Source organism: Mycobacterium sp. AT1 (assembly GCF_002043095.1).
GTDB lineage: Bacteria > Actinomycetota > Actinomycetes > Mycobacteriales > Mycobacteriaceae > Mycobacterium.
Genome location: NZ_MVOC01000008.1, coordinates 21,056 through 39,764 on the forward strand (window position 1 = coordinate 21,056; position 18,709 = coordinate 39,764).

At 65.1% G+C, this 18,709-nt stretch carries 19 protein-coding genes; 4 read left to right on the forward strand and 15 right to left on the reverse strand.

All coding sequences use genetic code 11. From position 1 onward, the window contains the following. Positions 1 to 90: 90 nt before the first annotated feature. From B1790_RS03940 to B1790_RS03975, 6 genes are all read right to left on the reverse strand, one after another. A complete protein-coding gene (locus tag B1790_RS03940) occupies positions 91 to 318 on the reverse strand; it encodes a hypothetical protein (protein WP_079921906.1) in 228 nt (75 codons plus the stop codon). Beyond that, the gene (locus B1790_RS03945) at positions 315 to 935 is read right to left on the reverse strand and encodes an MspA family porin (RefSeq protein WP_233164923.1); all 621 of its coding nucleotides are present in this window, start codon (positions 933 to 935) and stop codon (positions 315 to 317) included. Before B1790_RS03945 ends, B1790_RS03940 begins: the two co-directional genes overlap by 4 nt. Positions 936 to 1,043: 108 nt before the next feature. Then, positions 1,044 to 2,489, reverse strand: a complete 1,446-nt coding sequence (locus tag B1790_RS03950) for a cell wall metabolism sensor histidine kinase WalK (RefSeq protein WP_233164924.1) — start codon at positions 2,487 to 2,489, stop codon at positions 1,044 to 1,046. A 133-nt stretch (positions 2,490 to 2,622) separates the two neighbouring features. After that, complete coding sequence (locus B1790_RS03955) at positions 2,623 to 3,324, reverse strand: response regulator transcription factor (protein WP_142271026.1); 702 nt, start codon at positions 3,322 to 3,324, stop codon at positions 2,623 to 2,625. 942 nt (positions 3,325 to 4,266) lie between these two features. Next, the gene (locus B1790_RS03970; RefSeq protein WP_233164925.1) at positions 4,267 to 5,628 is read right to left on the reverse strand and encodes a glycoside hydrolase family 27 protein; all 1,362 of its coding nucleotides are present in this window, start codon (positions 5,626 to 5,628) and stop codon (positions 4,267 to 4,269) included. Between the two features lie 44 nt (positions 5,629 to 5,672). Continuing rightward, positions 5,673 to 6,548, reverse strand: coding sequence for a lysophospholipid acyltransferase family protein (locus B1790_RS03975; protein ID WP_079921909.1), 876 nt, complete (start codon positions 6,546 to 6,548; stop codon positions 5,673 to 5,675). A gap of 130 nt (positions 6,549 to 6,678) precedes the next feature. Here B1790_RS03975 and B1790_RS03980 point away from each other — a divergent pair, with 130 nt between their 5' ends. Then, positions 6,679 to 7,257 carry a TetR/AcrR family transcriptional regulator gene (locus B1790_RS03980; RefSeq protein WP_079921910.1) on the forward strand — a complete coding sequence of 193 codons (579 nt, stop codon included), beginning with the start codon at positions 6,679 to 6,681 and terminating at the stop codon, positions 7,255 to 7,257. A 54-nt stretch (positions 7,258 to 7,311) separates the two neighbouring features. Here the strand turns inward: B1790_RS03980 and B1790_RS03985 are convergent, their stop codons facing one another. Then, complete coding sequence (locus B1790_RS03985; RefSeq protein ID WP_198951907.1) at positions 7,312 to 7,563, reverse strand: hypothetical protein; 252 nt, start codon at positions 7,561 to 7,563, stop codon at positions 7,312 to 7,314. 278 nt (positions 7,564 to 7,841) lie between these two features. Between B1790_RS03985 and B1790_RS03990 the strand changes: the two genes are divergently transcribed. From B1790_RS03990 to B1790_RS04000, 3 genes are all read left to right on the forward strand, one after another. After that, positions 7,842 to 9,089: a bifunctional glycosyltransferase family 2/GtrA family protein gene (locus B1790_RS03990; protein WP_079922003.1), complete on the forward strand. Its 1,248-nt coding sequence runs from the start codon at positions 7,842 to 7,844 to the stop codon at positions 9,087 to 9,089. A 61-nt stretch (positions 9,090 to 9,150) separates the two neighbouring features. After that, positions 9,151 to 11,118 (forward strand): glycosyltransferase family 39 protein, encoded by a 1,968-nt coding sequence (locus B1790_RS03995; protein ID WP_079921911.1) that lies wholly within the window; start codon positions 9,151 to 9,153, stop codon positions 11,116 to 11,118. Positions 11,119 to 11,495: 377 nt separating this feature from the next. After that, the gene (locus B1790_RS04000) at positions 11,496 to 13,394 is read left to right on the forward strand and encodes a cellulase family glycosylhydrolase (RefSeq protein WP_158083748.1); all 1,899 of its coding nucleotides are present in this window, start codon (positions 11,496 to 11,498) and stop codon (positions 13,392 to 13,394) included. A 44-nt stretch (positions 13,395 to 13,438) separates the two neighbouring features. On the opposite strand, the gene B1790_RS04005 is transcribed toward B1790_RS04000, so the two are convergent. The 8 genes from B1790_RS04005 to B1790_RS04040 are packed head-to-tail and all read right to left on the reverse strand — an operon-like array spanning position 13,439 to position 18,707. Continuing rightward, positions 13,439 to 13,870 carry a DUF732 domain-containing protein gene (locus B1790_RS04005; RefSeq protein ID WP_079921913.1) on the reverse strand — a complete coding sequence of 144 codons (432 nt, stop codon included), beginning with the start codon at positions 13,868 to 13,870 and terminating at the stop codon, positions 13,439 to 13,441. A gap of 42 nt (positions 13,871 to 13,912) precedes the next feature. Further along, positions 13,913 to 14,782: a MaoC/PaaZ C-terminal domain-containing protein gene (locus B1790_RS04010; RefSeq protein ID WP_079921914.1), complete on the reverse strand. Its 870-nt coding sequence runs from the start codon at positions 14,780 to 14,782 to the stop codon at positions 13,913 to 13,915. Then, entirely contained in the window at positions 14,779 to 15,252 is a 474-nt protein-coding gene (locus B1790_RS04015) for a hypothetical protein (protein ID WP_079921915.1), read from the reverse strand. The genes B1790_RS04010 and B1790_RS04015 overlap by 4 nt, the downstream gene beginning before the upstream one ends. Beyond that, positions 15,249 to 16,280 (reverse strand): ABC transporter ATP-binding protein, encoded by a 1,032-nt coding sequence (locus B1790_RS04020; RefSeq protein ID WP_079921916.1) that lies wholly within the window; start codon positions 16,278 to 16,280, stop codon positions 15,249 to 15,251. Before B1790_RS04020 ends, B1790_RS04015 begins: the two co-directional genes overlap by 4 nt. 60 nt (positions 16,281 to 16,340) lie before the next feature. Next, positions 16,341 to 16,595, reverse strand: a complete 255-nt coding sequence (locus tag B1790_RS04025; protein ID WP_079921917.1) for a hypothetical protein — start codon at positions 16,593 to 16,595, stop codon at positions 16,341 to 16,343. Then, positions 16,592 to 17,476: an alpha/beta hydrolase-fold protein gene (locus B1790_RS04030; protein ID WP_079921918.1), complete on the reverse strand. Its 885-nt coding sequence runs from the start codon at positions 17,474 to 17,476 to the stop codon at positions 16,592 to 16,594. The genes B1790_RS04025 and B1790_RS04030 overlap by 4 nt, the downstream gene beginning before the upstream one ends. Continuing rightward, positions 17,473 to 18,081 carry a hypothetical protein gene (locus B1790_RS04035; RefSeq protein WP_079921919.1) on the reverse strand — a complete coding sequence of 203 codons (609 nt, stop codon included), beginning with the start codon at positions 18,079 to 18,081 and terminating at the stop codon, positions 17,473 to 17,475. The genes B1790_RS04030 and B1790_RS04035 overlap by 4 nt, the downstream gene beginning before the upstream one ends. Beyond that, the gene (locus B1790_RS04040) at positions 18,078 to 18,707 is read right to left on the reverse strand and encodes an Mce protein (protein ID WP_142271020.1); all 630 of its coding nucleotides are present in this window, start codon (positions 18,705 to 18,707) and stop codon (positions 18,078 to 18,080) included. Before B1790_RS04040 ends, B1790_RS04035 begins: the two co-directional genes overlap by 4 nt. Between the last annotated feature and the right edge of the window lie 2 nt (positions 18,708 to 18,709).

Genomic DNA, 18,709 nt, shown 5'->3' on the forward strand with positions numbered 1-18,709 from the left:
TGCAATACCTTTCGTCGACGTTCACATGTCGTTCATCTACCAAAGCAGGTGCGGCTGTGGATGTCGTATGAGTCGCGTAACCGATCGGTATCAGGGCACCGGGACGACGGGCGGCGCTTCCTCGGCGGGTCGATCCGTGGACGCCGTCAGCGGGGGCCACGAAAGCTTTGTGGGCGGCCATGATTCGATCGAGCTGCTGCCGGGACCGTCGTCATCGTCGTCGTCGTCATCATCATCGGCGTGTGCGACCCACGCGACGCCTACTGCGACGGCGGTGGCTGCCAGCAGCGCGGCGACCGTTCTCCATGCCGCCCTCACAACGGGAGCACCTCGCCGTAGACGTTCAGGGCGTCATCCGAGGTATCCGAGCTCGTGATCGCGGACGCGAAGAGTCGCGCAGTGACCGCACCGCCACACTGGTCGACTTGCACGTGAGCGTCGAGAATCGAGATGGTGGCGACGGATCCCTTGAGTGCCTTGGCACCGAATCCGACAGCCTTGATGCCCCCCGACTTCAGCGTCGTACCGATGTCGGGACCCACGCCCACTTCGTTGTCGTCGGTGTCGAAGAGGTCGGTGTCGACGCTGAACCCGAGGTCGAGCCCGTCGTCGAGGTTGACCTGACACCCGAGCTGTGCGCCGACCACCAGCTGGCCGGTGTTGATCGGGTGATTGCCGACGCCGTCGACGGTGAGCGTGACCCTGCCGCTGAGGTAGCCCTCCTTCGAGAGGAGCGCATTTGCCATGTTCGGCACCGCATCGTATCGCGCATCGGTCAGGGACAGCGTCACCTGCCAACCGTCGATCGTCGTCACCTGGCGGACGACGTCGGGCACCCTCACGGCTTCGGCGTGCGCCACCGGGGCGGGGCCGCCGAGCATGGCAACGATCACCGCCGCGACGCCAGCTCCCTTGCGAAACAACAACTTGCTCAACACCCCACGCTCGACGAGTTCACGCGTCGGCTGTCGTAGCCACACGTTCGGTCCCGCGCAGCATGCCCGGCCAACATGGGCCGTTGCTGTGCAAACCGTATGGAGGCGCTATCGCCCGCCGGTCGCGGCAATGGCCGCCGACGTCATGCGCGAGCCAGCTTCCAGGACGTCGGTGGCCGAACCCGACTCGGGCAGCGTCACGGTGAAGCAGGTGCCCCTTGCGCTGCTGTCGACTGCAATCGTGCCGTGGTGTGCGGTCACCACGGCACGAGTGATCGCTAGTCCAAGTCCCGTGCTGCCGGCGGCCCGGGATCTGGATCCGTCACCGCGGGCAAAGCGCTCGAATACGTTGGGCAACAGCTCCAGTGGAATTCCCGGCCCGTCGTCGACGATCGTGAGTGTGACGGAACGGTCGAGATTCGTCGCCACGGACGTGACGATCTTCGTCCCTGTCGGGGTGTGCACCCTGGCGTTGGACAGGAGGTTGGCCACCGCCTGGAAGAGTCGCGACCGATCCCCGATCACACTGACCGTGTCAGGAGGAATGTCCAAGACCCATCGATGGTTTGGTGCTGCGATGTGGGCGTCGTGGATGGCGTTGATCAGCAGGTCCGACAGGTCGACCGGCTCGCACTCGATGGGCCTGCCGGTGTCGAGTCGGGCCAGCAACAACATGTCTTCGACGAGCTCGTTCATCCGTCGAGACTCGTCGCGAACCCTGCGGAGCGCGTGCGCGAGGTCGGATCGGTTGCGTAGGTTGCCCTGCTCGTCGGTGTCGCAGACGAGGCGCTCGGCGAACTCGGTGTACCCCTGGATCGACGCCAGCGGTGTGCGCAATTCGTGGCTCGCGTCCGCAACGAACTGGCGGACCCGCGTCTCACTGGTGTGGCGGGCCGTCAGACCCTCTGCCACCCGGTCGACCATTGTGTTGAAGGCCGTACCGAGCCGACCCATTTCGGTGTGCGCCGTCGCAGGGTCCACCGGCTCCAAGGGTGTCGGTAGGCGTACCTCCCCCCGATCCAACTGAAGACGGGCGACCCGTTGCGCGGCCAACGACATGCGCGACAAGGGATCCAGCTGGCGACGGATGATCACCATGACCGCGGCGATGGTGGCCAGAAGCGCCACCAGCGATGACACGGCGATGATCCAGGCCGCGGAAGCGAGAGTCGCCTCGACGTCGGCCATGGGAAGCCCGGAGACGACAACCACATTGGTCTCCTCAACCGGAACCGCCGTGAGGCGATAGTCGCCGACTCCAGCGAGCGCGACGCTGACCATGCCCTTCGTCGGAACCCGCGCGAGTTGGTCGACTGCCGTGGGACTCAGCGCGATCCGGTTGCCGGTGGGAGTGATCACCGCGGCCTCGGCCACCGTGTCACCCGATCTCACGGCGCCGACCGTGCCAGACGACTGGCCGGGCCCGTCGAGGAACAACGGGCCAGGTCCCGAGAAGCGGACGACCGGCAGCTTGCCCATTTCATAGAACATCGTCGACCGCGACTGCGCCTCGAGCACCTGCGCGTCCAATTGGGCCATGAGGTAGCTCCTCATGGCCAGCAGGGTCCCCGCGCCCACCGCGACACACAGACACACGCCTAGGCCCGTCACGACCGCGACCAAGCGGATGCGGAGCGGCCAGGTTCGGGGCGTGAAGAGGCGGATTACCCGCGGGCGGTTGGTCGCGCTACTGAGGTTTGATGACATATCCGACGCCCCGGACGGTGTGGATCATCGGCGGTCGATCCGCGTCGACCTTCTTGCGTAGATACGAGATGTAGAGCTCGACGACGTTCGAGCGACCGTCGAAGTCGTATTCCCAGACGTGGTGCAATATTTGGGCCTTGGTCAGGACGCGTCGCGGGTTGTGCATGAGCACCCGCAGCACCGAGAACTCCGTGGCGGTGAGATAGAGCTGCTCCCCGGCGCGGGTGACCTCGTGGCTGTCCTCGTCCAAGACCAGATCGCCCACGACGAGCTGACTGGATCCGTCGACCACACCGCGTCCAGACCGCTTCACCAAGGCTCGGAGTCGAAGGATCATCTCCTCGACGCTGAAGGGCTTGGTGACGTAGTCGTCTCCTCCGGCGGCCAATCCGGCAATACGATCCTCCATCGAATCCTTCGCCGTGAGGAGCAGCACGGGTAGCTCCGGCCGGATGCGATGCAGTTCGTGCAGCACGTCGAGACCACTCATGTCGGGAAGCATCAGATCCAAGACCACGACGTCTGGGCATCCGGCGGCGGCTTGGCGGATCGCCGCAGCGCCATCCGCCGCCGTGGTCACGTTCCAGCCTTCGTACCGCAAGACCATTGACACCAGATCGCTGAGCGCCGGCTCGTCGTCTACGACGAGCACTTGGATCGGGGAACCGTCGGGGTGGGTGATGCGGTCGGCTCCAGCCAACGCAGGCGATCGATGGACTACGTCACCGGTGTTGTGCACCTAGCAATTCTGTAGCAGCTCTATAGCGATGCCCTGTGCGGAGTCTATGCACCAGCTATGCCTATCCTCGGCCCCCGCACTCGAAGGTGGGGCGTCCGGCCGGACGATTCTCCCGGCCGGACGGCACATCACGGCGCCGTCACCTGCCCGAACACATTCCGTTACCAGCCCGAACGGCCCTTCGGCACAGCGTAGGCACAGAACCTTGCTACGACACCCATAACCCTCGATGGGGTGCCGCCACACCATGATCGACGGATTCGTGGCACCGTCGAATGCGTTGACGCGATGCGTCGTCGACATCGACTATTACAGAAGGGAATTCATGAACTTGTCATTGCGCCGCCAAAGGCACCGTCAGGTGACCGCTGCGGTCCTGTGCGCCGGATCGGTCGCTCTGGGGCCACTCTTCGCGACGGGGATCGCCAACGCGACACCGCCACCGCCGCCATGCGCCGCCCCGCCGGGGCAGCCGTGCCCCCCACCACCTCCTCCCCCACCGCCTCCCCCGCGGTAGACCAAAACTCCACGACCGAAAGGACATCCTCCACATGGCGATGACAGTCAAGCGCTCCCACCGAGCCGCATTCGGCTCGGCAATGATCGCGCTCGCTCTGATGGGCTCGTCGGCGGGCTTGGCCGCCGGCGTCGCGTCAGCAGCACCCCCGCCCCCGCCCTGCATGCCCGGAACCCCTTGCGGCCCAGGTGGTCCCGGTCCCGGCCCAGGGATGGGTGGGCCCGGCCCAGGGATGGGTGGACCGCCGGCTCCGCCTCCACCGGCACCCCGACCGCCCTGCGTGCCGTTGCTGCCCTGCTGATTACCGTCGTGCGCGGTTGAGGTGACCTGGGGCGCATCCCGCGTCCCAGGTCACCCCACGCCGGCGCTCAGGAACACGTGTCGACCGTGCTCACCCGCACCAGTTGAACCGAGTGCGACGGCGAGGTCTTGGCGCCGATGGCACCGGTGGTCTTGGTGCTGACACCCGACCACAGGTCGCGCACGGCGTAACAAGGCGCCGGCGGCAAACCTACTGCGGCGGCCGTGGTCATGACATCCCCCGGACCGCTCGACGAATTGAACAGGGCGACGGCCACCGAGGAATCGGCGAGGTGCTTGGCCCAGACCCTCCCGTCGCCGCCAACCTGACGAGCCTTGGCCATCATTGGGTCCTGGTCGACGGCGATGACCTCTCGGTTGGTGAGTATCGAGCGCGTGGTCGGTGACATCGCGCGCAGGTCGTTGCCCGCCAACAGCGGGGCGCCAAGTATCGCCCACAGCGAGAAGTGGCTGCGCTGCTCGTCGTCGGTCAGGCTCGGCTGCGCGGTGGCAATCTGCTGCACGGTCTGCTCCGGCATGGCCAACATCGGCTCGACCATGGCGCGTTGAGCGGCGGTCAACGTCTGTGTCTGATCCCCGTGGCGCAACAGCTCTCGGAAATTGAGAAAGAACTCCTTCCACGTCACGCCGACCACCAGCATGTCCGGATCGCTGCGGTAGTCGCCTCGGGCAGTGGCGGCGGCCGCCGCGGTGAACTGGTCGGGCACGCCGTTGAACATCGCCACCGCTTGCGGATCCATACCGTCGGGCATCGGAAACGCCAAGCGCCACACCGGGATGAGATCGCCGGACGTGCGGACCATGTCGGCAACTCCGGTCCAGTCGAAACGCGTGCCCGCGGTGGGGTCCGGCGAGCTGTTCGGATTGATGCTGTAAACGATGCGTCTGCCGCTGTGCCGCAGCGCTGACCCCATGGCGCCAAACACCTCGACCTGCTCGTCGTGAGTGGCAGTCGTACCGCACCAGTCGTACTTGAGGAAGTCGATTCCCCACGCCGCGAACGTGGCGGCGTCTTCGGCTTCGTGTCCGAGGCTGGCGGTACCCACACCCTGCCCGCAGGTCTGGTTGAACGGGCTCGAGTACAGGCCGACCCGTAGCCCCCGTTCATGGGCGTAGTCGACGAGTGGCTTGAGGCCGAACGGAAAGCGCATCGGGTCGGGGACCAGTTCCCCCGACGCATTGCGTTCGGGCGCAGCCCATCCCGCGTCCAGATTGACGTATTCATACCCGGCGTCCTTCATTCCGCTGGACACCATTGCGTCGACGGTCTGCCTGATCGACTGGTCGTCGAGCTCGATTCCAGAGTTCCACGAGTTCCACCCCATCGGGGGCGCCAACTCAGGCGGGGCGGCGATCGTGACATCGGTCGGATCCGAGCAACCGCAGACGACGGCGGCTACCCCTGCCATGCAGAGCAGGCGACGCAACACCGGGACCTCCTGTTGATTGACGACTACGACGTTGCTGTCGGCGGCCGCAGTGCGTGGCGCCAGGCCAGCGGGTTGAGTTGGCGGTAGGGGTCTTCGGAGCGGACGTCCTGCAGCTCGCGCAAGATCTTCTCCAGCGCCGTCTGCGCGCTCGCCTTGACGGTCGCCACCCAGTCGTCGTCGGTCACCCCGGCTGGCTGCCGGGTGTCGATCGGTGGGCCGAAGCGCAGGTACATCCGCTGCGGGCTGGGGATCAGGGTCGGACCGATCCCGCGCGTCAAAGGCATTGTCATGTCAGCCTTTCCGGTAATCGCCTGACCCACTTTCTCGGTAAGTCGACCCAGGAAACTGTCTCGCTCGACGATGCTGTGATAGATGTCGTCGCCGCCCACATGGCCGACTGGGACGATCGGGTAGCCGTTGGCGATCGCCACCCGGGCGAAGCCGGCCCGGCCCTCCCACTTGAGCTGATACTCCTCGCCCTTGAACTTTCCCAGCTCGCGTCCGCCCCCGGGAAACACGAGCACCGTCTCGTTGTGCTGCATCAGTTTCGAGGCGTTCTCGGGCGTTCCGACGACGCCTCCGCAGGCGGCCAGGACGTCGCCGATCGGTCCCGGCATGGACCCCATTCCCCTTTCGGTCAGAGGCCGCACCCGGGTACCGGTGATCCGTCGGACCGACAGGCAGGTCAACCATGCCTCGGCCATTCCGGTCTGGGTGTGGTTGCCGACCAGGATGAATCGCCCGTCGCGAGCGAGGTTTTCGGTGCCGTCTACGTACGGCCGCGTGAAATCGATCGCCGGCCAAATGCCGTCGGCGGTGGCTTCGACGAGTCGCCGGAGTGTGCGGACGCGTCCGGGCTGCTCGATGATCTGCGCGGTTCTGGCAGCGGCGTTCGTCATGAGCGTTCCTTCGTTCGCAGGTAAGGGAACTCCGTGTCGCGTCAACGCGATACCGTGCTGCGGCGTATCCCGTTTCGGTCGTCTCACCCAAAGTACCAAACGAACCGGTTCGTTTGGCTATGATCTCGCTGTGAGAAAGACTGCCGAACTGCGAGACGTAATCCTTGACGCCGCACGCACCGAGTTCGCCCGCTACGGCCTGGCCGGTGCCAGGGTCGACCGAATCGCCCGTTCTGCGCACGCCAGCAAGGAGCGCCTCTACGCGCACTTCGGCGACAAGGAGGCGCTGTTCCGCCAGGTTGTCTCCGCTGACAGTGCGAAGTTCTTCAGTGCGGTGGCCGTCCGACCGGACGCCGTCGCCGAGTTCGCGGGCGACCTCTACGACCTGGCGACCAACCACCCGGAGCCTTTCCGGATGATCACCTGGGCACGCCTGGAAGGCATCCCTCTCGAGGAGCCCCAACTCGACGGGCAAAGCGTCCGCGAACGTGACACCGCAGCCATCGTCGCCGCCCAGGCCGCCGGTCACGTCGACCCGCGATGGGACCCCTGGGAACTGCTGATACTGATGTTCGGCATCGGAATGGCTCGCGCAGGTTGGCCGCAGGCCGACCTCGGCAACGTCGATCCCGACGCCGATGCCCACGCGATTGGCCGCGCCGCGGCAGTCGAAGCGGCCGCCCGCATTCTGGCACCGCGACCGGAGTAGCCGAAAGGGCGCGCAGACCTGGCCCACGCGCCCCTTCGTCCTCCCGCGAAACGGTTAGAACCCGCGGCCAGGCAGGAACGGACCACCCATGCCGAACCCAGGACCGGGGCCCATCATCGGCGCCGGGGGCGGGGGCGGGCCCCCACAGGGCAGGAAGGGCAGGCACAGACCCGGTCCGGGCGGGGGTGGCGGGGGAAAGGGAAACGCGTTGGCAGCCCCGGCGCCCAACCCGACTGCGGCCAATGCCATCCCGCCGCATAGGGCTACCGAACCGGCAGCCATGCGCACCTGTGTTCTTCGATTCATCACGAACCTCCTTGTCATGTGTCGCGGTCAGTCGCGATTTCGACGCTACGGTCACGACGTGGGCATTCCGTAGCGGCATTGTGAGAATCAGATGTGAGCCAGCTCGGAGCGGTGAAGCCGGTCGTCTAAGTCCGAAAGATCAAGTGAAGCAATATGATTAGCCGAATCGACGAGCTTTCTGTCGGGTGCGGAGTTGGCCTCACCCAGCCGACGATCCTCATAGCAGTCGCATAGGTTCGCCCCACGGTCCCCCCATGGCGGTACCCGACGATGAGGACATGACTCAGCTGAGCGTGATGGACGAAGTGGCCCCTTCAACGGTAGTGGCCCGGCCGAACGCCGTCGCCGAGGCCCGGCATCGCGGGGTGCCGGTCGTCGACGTGGTGGTTCCGGTGTACAACGAGCAAGCTGCCCTGGGCGCCTCCATCCGGCGTCTGCATCGCTATCTCGCGGAGGCATTGCCGTTCACCGCGCGTATCACGATCGCCGACAACGCCAGCATCGACGAAACACCGCGCATCGCCGCGGAACTCGCCGACGAGCTCGACGGTGTTCGGGTGGTTCGGTTGGAGCAGAAGGGCCGTGGTCGCGCCCTCAACACCGTGTGGTCGTCATCGGACTCGCCGGTGCTCGCCTACATGGACGTCGACCTGTCCACCGACCTGGCCGCGCTGCAGCCTCTGCTGGCCCCGCTGATCTCGGGGCATTCGGATCTGGCCATCGGCACCCGTCTGGCCCGCAGCTCGCGCGTCGTCCGCGGCGCCAAGCGTGAAGTCATCTCGCGGTGCTACAACCTGATCCTGCGCTCGACGCTGTCCGCGAAGTTCTCCGACGCGCAATGCGGATTCAAGGCGGTCCGCGCCGACGTGGCAGCCCGACTCCTTCCCCACGTCGAGGACACCGGCTGGTTCTTCGACACCGAGCTGTTGGTGTTGGCCGAGCGATCCGGTCTCCGAATCCACGAGGTGCCGGTGGACTGGGTCGACGACCCCGACAGTCGAGTCGACATCGTCGCAACTGCCACGGCCGACCTGAAGGGCATCGCACGCATGCTGAAAGGCCTTGCAAACGGGTCGATCCCCGTTCGAGAGATCGCCGCGCAGCTCGGTTCGGGCCGGGCCGCCGCCCCGCGCAGTTTGATGCGGCAGGCCGTCCGCTTTGGCGCCATCGGAGTCGCGTCGACGCTGGCCTACCTGGTGATCTTCTCCCTGCTGCACGCCGCCGTCGGCGCCCAGGCCGCGAATCTGATGGCGCTGCTGATCACCGCGATCGGCAACACTGCAGCCAACCGCCGCTTCACCTTCGGCGTGCGGGGCGGCAGTGGCTTACTGCGCCACCACGCCGAGGGGTTCGTCGTCTTCGCACTTGCGCTCGCGCTCACCAGCGGCTCGCTTCTCGGCGTTCACAGCCTGGTGTCCCCCACGCCGCACTGGCTTGAACTCTCGGTGCTGATCGCAGCCAACCTCGCTGCGACTGCACTGCGCTTCACGCTCATGCGCGGCTGGGTGTTTCACCCCAAGCGCTGAAGGGCCCACCACGATCCGAGACCACCATGGACCAGCAATCAAGCTGAGCGAGAGGAACACGATGCCCGCACTCGCGGACACCACGCAACGACCCATAGTCACCGAACAACCTGAGCCACAAGTAGATCCGCGCTGGGCGAGGCCCGCACTGGCGACTCTGCTCGTGGCCACCGCGGGGTTCTGGTGCATCGGCCTTAGCCGAAACGGGTGGGCCAACGCCTTCTACGCCGCCGCGGTCCAAGCAGGGACCAAGAGTTGGAAGGCATTCCTGTTCGGGTCCTCCGACGCCGCCAACGCCATCACGGTCGACAAACCACCGGCCTCGCTGTGGCCGATGGAGATCTCCGCCCGCATCTTCGGCGTCAACTCTTGGTCCATCCAGCTGCCGCAAGTCCTGCTCGGCGTGGCGTCGGTCGCGCTGCTCTACGTGATCGTCAAGAAGCAGTACGGACCCGCGGCGGGGCTGATTGCGGGCGTCACCTTGGCCCTGACACCGGTGGCCACCTTGATGTTCCGCTACGACAACCCCGATGCCCTCCTGGTGTTCTTGATGGTCGCCTCGGTGTGGGCGCTGCTGCGTGCCGTCCGCGACGGACGCACCCGCTGGCTGGTGTTGTGCGGCGTCCTGCTCGGCATGGGCTTTCTCACCAAGCAACTCCAGGTTCTGCTGGTCGTGCCGGGGCTGGCGCTGACCTATTTGGTCGCCGGTCCGCCCCGGCTCCGCGTGCGACTCGCGCAACTCTTCGCCGGTCTCGGTGCGATGCTCGTCGCGGCGGGCTGGTGGGTGCTGCTTGTCGAACTGTGGCCCGCCGACAGCCGTCCCTACATCGGCGGATCGGAGAACAACAGCTTCCTCGACCTGACCTTTGGCTACAACGGACTTGGGCGACTCATGGGTGGAGACGGCAACTCGCCCGGGGGCGGCTCCATGCCCGCCATGCCCGGTGGAGGCGCCAGTCCGTTCGGTCACGCCGGCATCGCCCGGATGTTCACCGGCGAGTCCGGAGCTCAGATTTCCTGGCTGCTGCCCGCCGCCCTCGTCGCACTGGTGGTCGGTCTCGTCGTCACCCGACGCCTCCCGCGCTCCGACCAGGGCCGCGCACAGTATTTGGCGTGGGGTGGTTGGCTGGTCGGCACGGCCGGTGTATTCAGCGCAATGTCGGGCTTGTTCCACGACTACTACACCGTCGCACTGGCACCGGCGGTAGCCGCACTCGTCGGAATCGGTGCAGCCGACCTGTGGCGCCGCCGCGGAAACACCTGGGCGGTCGTCGTGCTCGCCGGGACGACCGCAGTGACGGGCGGATGGTCCTGGGTCTTGCTGAGTCGCACACCGGATTTCGTCAGCTGGTTGCGCTGGGTCGTCCTCGCGGCGGCACTGGTGGCCGGCGCGGCGCTGGCGATCACGGCATTGCCGAACTTGCGACGCCCGAGAATTCAATCCGTCGCCGCCGCCGTGGCGATCGCCATGGCCCTCGCTGGTCCACTGTCGTACTCGATCCAAACCGTCAGCACAGCCCACACCGGCGGTGTCGTGACGGCCGGCCCCCAGATTCCAGGTACGGGCATGGCAGCGATGGGTCAGGCCTCCGGCTCCGCGCCCGCAGCCGCACCGGCGGGGCACACCGACACCAAGGTCCCCACCGAGGTGGCCACCACGCTCTCGAGTGACAGCGAACGGTTCACCTGGGTCGCCGCCACACCGGGATCCACCGAGGCAGGCTATTACCAACTGGCGACCGATCTTCCGGTGATGGCGCTCGGCGGGTTCGGATCCTCTGATCCCGCTCCGACGCTGACGCAGTTTCAGGACTACGTCGCCGACGGCCGCGTGCATTACTACGTCGAGTCGACGGGGTTGGGTCTTCCCACGGGCATGAACGACTCCGGCAAGCCGCTTGCGCCACCCGGAGCGAACGGCTCGACGGAGGCCGAACGCATCAAGGACTGGGTCAAGAAGGAATTCACGCCGGTCACCGTCGACGGCGTCACCCTTTACGACCTGACCGCACCGCTGTCCGAATCGTGAACGAACGCGCAGGGGTAACGCCGATTGGCCAGCGGAATTTGCTGGCATTCCGCACCCCGGTACGGCGGCAATTCCCTTCCTGCGTCAATTTGCTCCACGATCTGCGTCGAGCTGCACGCCTCCCCTTCCAACCAGTAAGGGCTGGCTTGGCAGCTAGCGGTAGCCGTAGTCGCAGAAATCGGAGAAGTCCGCTTAACGAGCACGTCAACACGGGTCGCGCCGAATGCCGGTCCCATTCCCACTACCAGGTCGACATCACAGCAAACCGATAAGCAATCCATAACAAATCCGTGCCCAGATGTTTGCTGCACCGTGCGTTAATTATCGAACTGCCATTGCGTAATGGCGCGATGCAGTTCGGACACGGGGGAGCAAAGATGACAGGTTCGGTTGGCGTGTGGAGTCGGAGGGTGGCGACCAAGGGGATCATCGCCGCAGTTCCGACGGCGATGGTCCTCGCGTACTCCGGCAACGTGTCCATGTCGATGCCGCCCCGCTCGGCCAGTTACTCATACGTTGAAGCCGCGGAGATCGTCGACTCTCCGTCGACCGTCGGTGTTGCCGACTCGAACCTGTACGGCATGACCGACGACGAGATCGCCACGGAGCTCGACCGTTTGCAGTCGCTGGGAGTGACGAACATCCGAGTGTTCGTGCCATGGGGTCTCGTCGAGTACGCCGACGACACCTACAACTGGTCCTACATCGACAGCATCATGGACGCCGCCGAGGAACGCGACATGGGCGTCATGATGGAGGTCAACGCAACGCCAACCTGGGCGGCGGCCGACCCTGACTCCGCAAACGTGCCAGCGGGCTCCGCGAGCCCCGACGTCGAGAAGTTCACCGACTTCATGGGGACGTTGGCCACTCGATACGGGGACACCGTGTCGGTGTACGAGATCTGGAACGAGCCGAACTACGTGGCCTTCTCCAACCCGATCGACCCGGCGGCGTACGCAGAATTGCTAAAGGCCGTGTATCCGGTGCTCAAGGAAATCGATCCCACGGCCACCGTCGTAGCGGGAGCCCTTGGCACGGTGCAGGATTCCTCGGTGACGATGAGCGCGGTCACCTTCGTCCAACAGATGCTCGACGCGGGCGCTGGCGACTACTTCGACGCGATTTCGGTTCATCCCTACCAGGACACGTTGTCGTTCTCCGACGGGTACAGCTGCAATTGCGGCGGGCAGCTCACCCCGCTGCAGGAGATCGACGCGATCGTGGCACTCATCGGGACGGACAAGACGGTGTGGATCACCGAGTACGGGGTGGCCACCGTGAACGGTGAAGACGACGAGGCTAAGCAGGCCGAGTACATCCAAGACCTCCTCGACTATTGGCAGACCTATTCCCAGGCCGGCCCGATCTTCATCTACACCGGCAGCGACACCGCCACCGGCAGCACCGACGCCGAGGCGAACTACGGGTTGTTCTACGAAAACGGAGATCCGAAGGAAGCCGCCGAGATGCTCGCCGCCTGGATCGCCGAGCACCCTGTCGTCACCACCCCCACCGACCCCGAGACGTCTCAACCCACTCTGCAAGAGGCGATCCAGGCCATCGCAAACGCGATCAGCGCGACCATTCGTCAAGCCGTGCAGAGCGTTTCGGCGTTCGCCCAAGCCATCGTCACGGCAATGGTCAAGGTGGTGACCAACTTGACGAATGCCCTTGCGTCGATCGGTGGCGCTGCGGCGGTAACCACGGCCAGCACCACGACGTCGTCGACGTTGACCACGGCTGCCAAGTCAACCGCCTCGACGACGAGTGCTGGCGCCGAGACGGCAACGTCGGACCAGCAAGTCGGCTCCGCGAAGTCGTCGACCACGAATGACGCCGTACAGACTGCGACGGAGTTCACGACGGACACGGTCGCCTCCTCGAGCGAGGTGGCGGCAGCCACCATTGATTCGTCGAACGAAGCTACCGTGGCCACGTCCGACACCGTGACGCCTGCGCTTGCCGACGAGTCACCCAGCCCCACAGCCTCTTCCGAGGAGAAGGCGAACGAGACCGCTTCGACCGCAAGCAGCGCGTCGACGGATCCTCAACCGACGGTCCGCCCCGACCGCGATCAGGTGCGCCGTCGACCGCACAGCGGACCCGCCAACCTGGCAACCGACGAGTCGGACGCTACGAAGTCCACGCAGCCGAAGACGAACCTCGGCACACTGGTGAAGGAACGGCACGTCGCGAGCGCCACGTCATCGTCGTCATCATCGTCGTCGTCGTCGTCGTCGTCAACCGACAATGCGTCGAGCGGCGACGAATAGTCGACGGCGGTCACGACCAATCCACCGCTGACACCCAGGCGGGACTAGGGCGGAGGCGGGCTCCCCAGCGGGGGCCGGTAGCCGGCCGCAGAGTTCCTCAACTGCCAGATTTGATTCGGACACAGTATGCCCACGGCATTCGATATCAGATAGTTCGCCGCGAACTCGTCATTGGGCAAGACGTCGGCCTTCACGTCATCCATCACGGCGGAATAGGGTTGACCTCGAGACACCTTGTCGCAGATGCCAAATCCGTAGCCGAGAGCATCGTTACCGGGGAAGCCATAGTGCCGACGCACCGTGACGTCGTAGGTGTATTCGATCTCTGGTGCCGGCACCGCCCCTGCCTTTGGCCCCGGGTTCAGCGCTAGGAGGCCTGCGACGGAGACCACCAGAATCGACGCGGACACCACCCGACGAGCGGCGGCGGCCACGATCGTGTCAGCGGTCCTTGAATGTGACGACTTCGAACCCATTCGATCCCCTCTCGCAAAGCAGCTTGGCGTATCTCGACGGCGCTACGCGAACTCGACCGATGCGGTTGCATGCACCGTGCCCTCACCGGATACAACCTCGAGGGTTGCCGTCCGGCGATCGCCTGAAGGATGACCCTGCACCCGGATCGCGTCGTCGACGTAGACCGGGCGGCTCAATCGATAGGCAAAGGCGCGGATTTCACCTCCGTTGGCGCGCGCCACCTCGGCCATGAAGATGGCGAGCAGAGGCCCTTGAACCACGAGGGCCGGGAATCCTTCGACACCGGTGGTGTATGGGTGGTCGTAGTGAATTCGGTGAGTGTTGCCCGTCAAAGCGCTGAACCGAAACAACAAGGCGGGATGCAACTTAGGCTTCATCGCCCAGGTCGCGGTACCTTCGCCAAGTGGTCCGCTGAGCGGCGGTTGCGACGGCGACGCGGTTGCCTCGGAACGGTAGACGATGTCCTGCTCTTCGCTTACTCTCAGTTCGTCGCCCTGCAGGTATTCGTGGCGAAGGGTGACGAAGAGCAGTGCTCCCATGCGGCCCCGTTTGACGACCGTCTCCAGCACGGTGGATCGTCGCACCGTCACCTCGCCCACCGACAGGGCCTTCTTGACGTCGACTCGTCCGCCGGCGAACATCCGGCGCCGGTTGGGCATGGGCGGCAGGAAGTTTCCTTCGCGCGGATGTCCGTCGACTCCGAGATCTCGCGTCGCGGCCCATTCGAGGAAGCACGTCCAGTGCCACAGCAACGGCAGCGCGGCGCCATCGGCAACCTCGAGTCCGAGGTCCAGCGTCGCCGCCAATTCTCTTGCCCGGTGCAGGGATACGACGTCACTAACCTCGACCTTCGGCGGTGACCACTTCTCAACCAGGTCATGAAGAGCGTCGTCTGTGGTGGCTGTGGTCATCGGATCTCTCCTTGCATTGGCGGCGCTTCGCGGAAGCCGAGGAACCGGCGCCCGGCGGTCGGCTCGACATGATGGTTGTCGGACGGGATGGCCCGAGGGGACCCTGCGTGTCTGACACTCGCAACGCGACACGGCTGTCGAGCCTCAACGTGTGTCGGGTTGTCTCGGTGGCTGCCGGATCCACGGCTGCCCTCGTCGGTGTCTCTAGGTATTTGGTCCAGAAGGTGCCGAAGTTCCGCTTCGGCTGGCGCTCCCGTGTAGCCGAACACCCAGGCTTCCAAGGCGACTAACAGCTCACCGGAGAGCGCGGTGCCGGTGTGCGCGTAGAGCGTGAGAAGCTCGAGGATGGCACTGTCGAGTTCACCCGCACCGATCATCATGTTCAGCCGCACTCGCGCGCCGGTCGACGGGGAGAGCTTCGCGCCGTCGACCAATTCCCAGGCTAGGGCGCGTTCGTCGGCACGGTTCATCGGGAACCCTCGTCATGGGCGGTGGCCATCGTGGACCTCAGGTGTTGGTTGGTGCCGTCGAGGTCGGCGCGGATGGCTTCCTGCGCGGCCGGGGGCAGGGTGTGCATGATCTCGCGCACCCGAGCCTGACGACGCCCCACCGCCTTGCGCTCCGGCATCCCCGGGGTGGCGTTCACCTGCGGCGGCACACCCTCGATCTCCTCGGTACCACCATCGTGGTGACCGGCGTCGATCATGGCCTGCTCCTCGGCCATCGTCGACTCGTCCTTCTCCTCGGACATACCGATCGGACCGATGCGACGACCGTTGAGGAACTGCTTGACCACCGGCTCATCGGAGGTCAGCAACACCTCACGCGGACCGAACATCACCAACTTCTTCCGAAACAACATCCCCATGTTGTCCGGCACCGTCCGAGCGATGTTGATGTTGTGCGTCACGATCAAAATCGTGCAATCGATCTGAGCGTTGATGTCGATCAACAACTGCGACAGATACGCCGTACGCACCGGATCCAAACCCGAGTCCGGCTCGTCGCAGAGAATGATCTTCGGATCCAACACCAACGACCGGGCCAACCCCGCGCGCTTGCGCATACCGCCGGAGATCTCACCGGGGAACTTGGTCTCGTCTCCGGTCAGACCGACCAAGTCCAGCTTCTCCATCACTATCTGACGGATCTCGGATTCCTTCTTCTTCGTATGCTCACGAAGCGGGAACGCCGTGTTGTCATACAACGACATCGAACCGAACAACGCACCGTCCTGAAACATCACCCCGAACATCGTCCGAATCTCGTAGAGCTCCTTGGCCGAACACTCGATGATGTTGGTGCCGTCGACGACGATCGAACCCCGCTCCGGACGCAACAGCCCGATCAACGACTTCAAGAACACCGACTTACCCGTACCCGACGGACCCAGCAACACGCTGACCTCACCGGCCGGAAGATCGAAGGTGACGTCCTCCCAAATACGCTGAGAACCAAACGACTTCGTCAAACCCTCAACCTGAATACCGATACCCACGCGTAGCCCTCACTCCATAGTTTTCGTCGTGCGTTCAAGCGATGTAGCTCGACCCGCCTCTCAGCGGCCGGGCGGAGACAGCGGCGGCACCACGTCGTCCGAGGGCAGCGGAGATGGCTGCGTCAGGTCGACGTCCTCGTCGAGGTCGGGTGCCATGGGGAGGAACTTGCACATCAGAATCATCGCCAACGGGCAGTCCAGCCCACCGGGGTCGGCGACCGCGGTGCCGGGCACCGACCACGACGGAGCGACGAGACAACCTCCTACGGTCAACGCCACGAAGATGGCTTGCCGCACATGACGTCGGGCGGTCATCGCAAAGTCGCCGCCAAGTCGCCGGACATGGCGGCCAGCTGGGGACCCCAACTCGACCAATCATGCTGTCCACCAACGGGAATGTCGAAGTGGCCGTTGTGACCGCCCACCGCGCGGTACTGCGCGAAGAACGTTCGATTGCTTCCCTGGGCCTGATCGCAGTAGCCGATCATCGCTGCGGGATCGCTGCACGTCAGTGTCGAAGGACTGAAGACCCACAACCGAGTGGCATTGTCCACCAACAACTGTGCGTGCACGTTCGGGTCATGCCACTTCCACCGGCCCAATTGCGCCGCCCCCCACATCGCCTGCGTGTTGACGCCGCCATACTGAGCCATGCCAGCGGTGATCGCGCCGTTGAACGTGGTCTGCGACGGGGTGAGGAATCCCGACATCGAACCGGCGTAGCGGAATCGGTCGGGGTGGAATTCCGCCAAGGTGACGGCACCCGTCCCTCCTTGGGCCGCTCCGACGATGCCGTGTCCCCCTGGGGCCAAGCCCTTGTTGGCCGCCAACCAATTCGGCAACTCGTCGGACAAGAAGGTCTCCCACTGGCGACTGCCGTCCAGTTCCCAGTCGGTGTACAGACTCCATGCCCCACCTGCCGGAGCCACCACCGAGATGCCCTTGCCTGCGAGGGTATTCATGGCATTGCCTGCGGTCACCCAGTTGCTCACGTCGGGCGCGGCGTTGAATGCGTCCAGTAGGTACACCGCGTGCGGGCCACCTGCCTGGAACGCCACCGGGATGTCGCGGCCCATCGACGCAGACGGCACCATCAGGTATTCCACCGCCGCGGCCTTCGCCTCGGCAGCCGTCCACAGGCATACGGCGAAGACCGCGGTCAACGCCAGTCGCAGCGCAACGACTCCGCCCCTCATTTGGGATCGAATCCCGATATGAGCCACTGGTTTCCGACCTTGTCGAGCGTGACTTGAACCGCCGAGGCCGTGGCCGAGGGGGCCCCTTCCCCCACGATGACGGACTGGTCCACGAACACGAGGACAACGGCGCGACTTGCAGTGGCCGACACCGACGCGGCGGCAGGCACGGTAGCCGTCGCCGAGATTCGCTTCTGCGTGGACCCGGGGATCACCACGTCATTGGTCAGCGAGGTGTAGGAATCCCGGAAGGAACCGGTTAGGCGGTCTCGCGCAGCAGTCAATGTCTCCTGCGCCGTGTCGGGGCGGTAGGACAGCAACGCGATGGTGCCGTCGGTGGCAGCCTGCACCGACGAGGCGGCTGCGGCTTGCGCATTCAACATCGAGCTCTGCCGAAACTTCAGATACCCGGCGCCAACGGTCATGGACAGCACCAACAGCGGAATCAGGAGGTAGACGACGAGATGTCGCCGGGTGGCCTCGGGTGCGGGTGTCTCGGTCACGGTGCCGTCAACGTCGTTGTCGGAATCGGGTTCGACTGCGACTTCGACTTCCGCGTCGGCACTTTCGTCGGATGGGGCCGTGACGGCCTGGGGATGGCTCATGGGACGAACTCCACGTTGGACACCTTCGCGTCGTTGCCGACCTTCTGAATGGACAGTCGCATTCGCCAGGAACGCGACGATTGGTCCGGCGCCTCGTTCGTGGTCGTGAGGACGTTGACGGCGACGAGGACCTGGGCATCGGTGTCCGTTGCGGACTCCAGACCGGAGACGGTCACGGTGCCGGTGGACACGGACTGCACCTTCTTGACCACGTCGACGAAGGGCTGGGATCGCTGGGCGAAGTCGTCGTAGAAGGTGCCGGTGGCCATCCCGAGGATCCGCTGCACGTCGGCATCGGCGTGATGCCAGTCGATCGTGGTGAGGTTGATTGCCCCCTGCCGACCGGTTTGCAGATACAGCTCGCGAAGGTCTGCCGACTGCTGTGCCCGGTAGGCCTGAAATCCCAAGAACCCGATCAGTGCCGCGAGAGCGACCACCATCGTCAGGCCGATCACCAGCGCAAGTCGCGGTGGCGCCGGTCGCCATCGAGACCGCGCACTCGAAGCGGCCTCGTCGACCTCGGTGAGTTCGTCGGCCGGCTCGTCGGTGGGGTCAGGGGTGGATTCGTCTGAGAGTTCCTCTGCTGACGGCGTTTCCGTCGAGGATGGAGCGGTTGGAGTCGGCAACT

Coding starts and splice junctions, on each gene's coding strand:
- B1790_RS03985 (WP_198951907.1), bottom strand. CDS start 7,563: ATGAATCGAAGAACACAGGTGCGCATGGCTGCCGGTTCGGTAGCCCTA.
- B1790_RS04035 (WP_079921919.1), bottom strand. CDS start 18,081: ATGAGCCATCCCCAGGCCGTCACGGCCCCATCCGACGAAAGTGCCGAC.
- B1790_RS04025 (WP_079921917.1), bottom strand. CDS start 16,595: ATGACCGCCCGACGTCATGTGCGGCAAGCCATCTTCGTGGCGTTGACC.
- B1790_RS03950 (WP_233164924.1), bottom strand. CDS start 2,489: ATGAGGAGCTACCTCATGGCCCAATTGGACGCGCAGGTGCTCGAGGCG.
- B1790_RS04010 (WP_079921914.1), bottom strand. CDS start 14,782: ATGACCACAGCCACCACAGACGACGCTCTTCATGACCTGGTTGAGAAG.
- B1790_RS03975 (WP_079921909.1), bottom strand. CDS start 6,548: ATGACGAACGCCGCTGCCAGAACCGCGCAGATCATCGAGCAGCCCGGA.
- B1790_RS04005 (WP_079921913.1), bottom strand. CDS start 13,870: ATGGGTTCGAAGTCGTCACATTCAAGGACCGCTGACACGATCGTGGCC.
- B1790_RS04030 (WP_079921918.1), bottom strand. CDS start 17,476: ATGAGGGGCGGAGTCGTTGCGCTGCGACTGGCGTTGACCGCGGTCTTC.
- B1790_RS03995 (WP_079921911.1), top strand. CDS start 9,151: ATGCCCGCACTCGCGGACACCACGCAACGACCCATAGTCACCGAACAA.
- B1790_RS03990 (WP_079922003.1), top strand. CDS start 7,842: ATGACTCAGCTGAGCGTGATGGACGAAGTGGCCCCTTCAACGGTAGTG.
- B1790_RS04000 (WP_158083748.1), top strand. CDS start 11,496: ATGACAGGTTCGGTTGGCGTGTGGAGTCGGAGGGTGGCGACCAAGGGG.
- B1790_RS03970 (WP_233164925.1), bottom strand. CDS start 5,628: ATGGCAGGGGTAGCCGCCGTCGTCTGCGGTTGCTCGGATCCGACCGAT.
- B1790_RS04015 (WP_079921915.1), bottom strand. CDS start 15,252: ATGAACCGTGCCGACGAACGCGCCCTAGCCTGGGAATTGGTCGACGGC.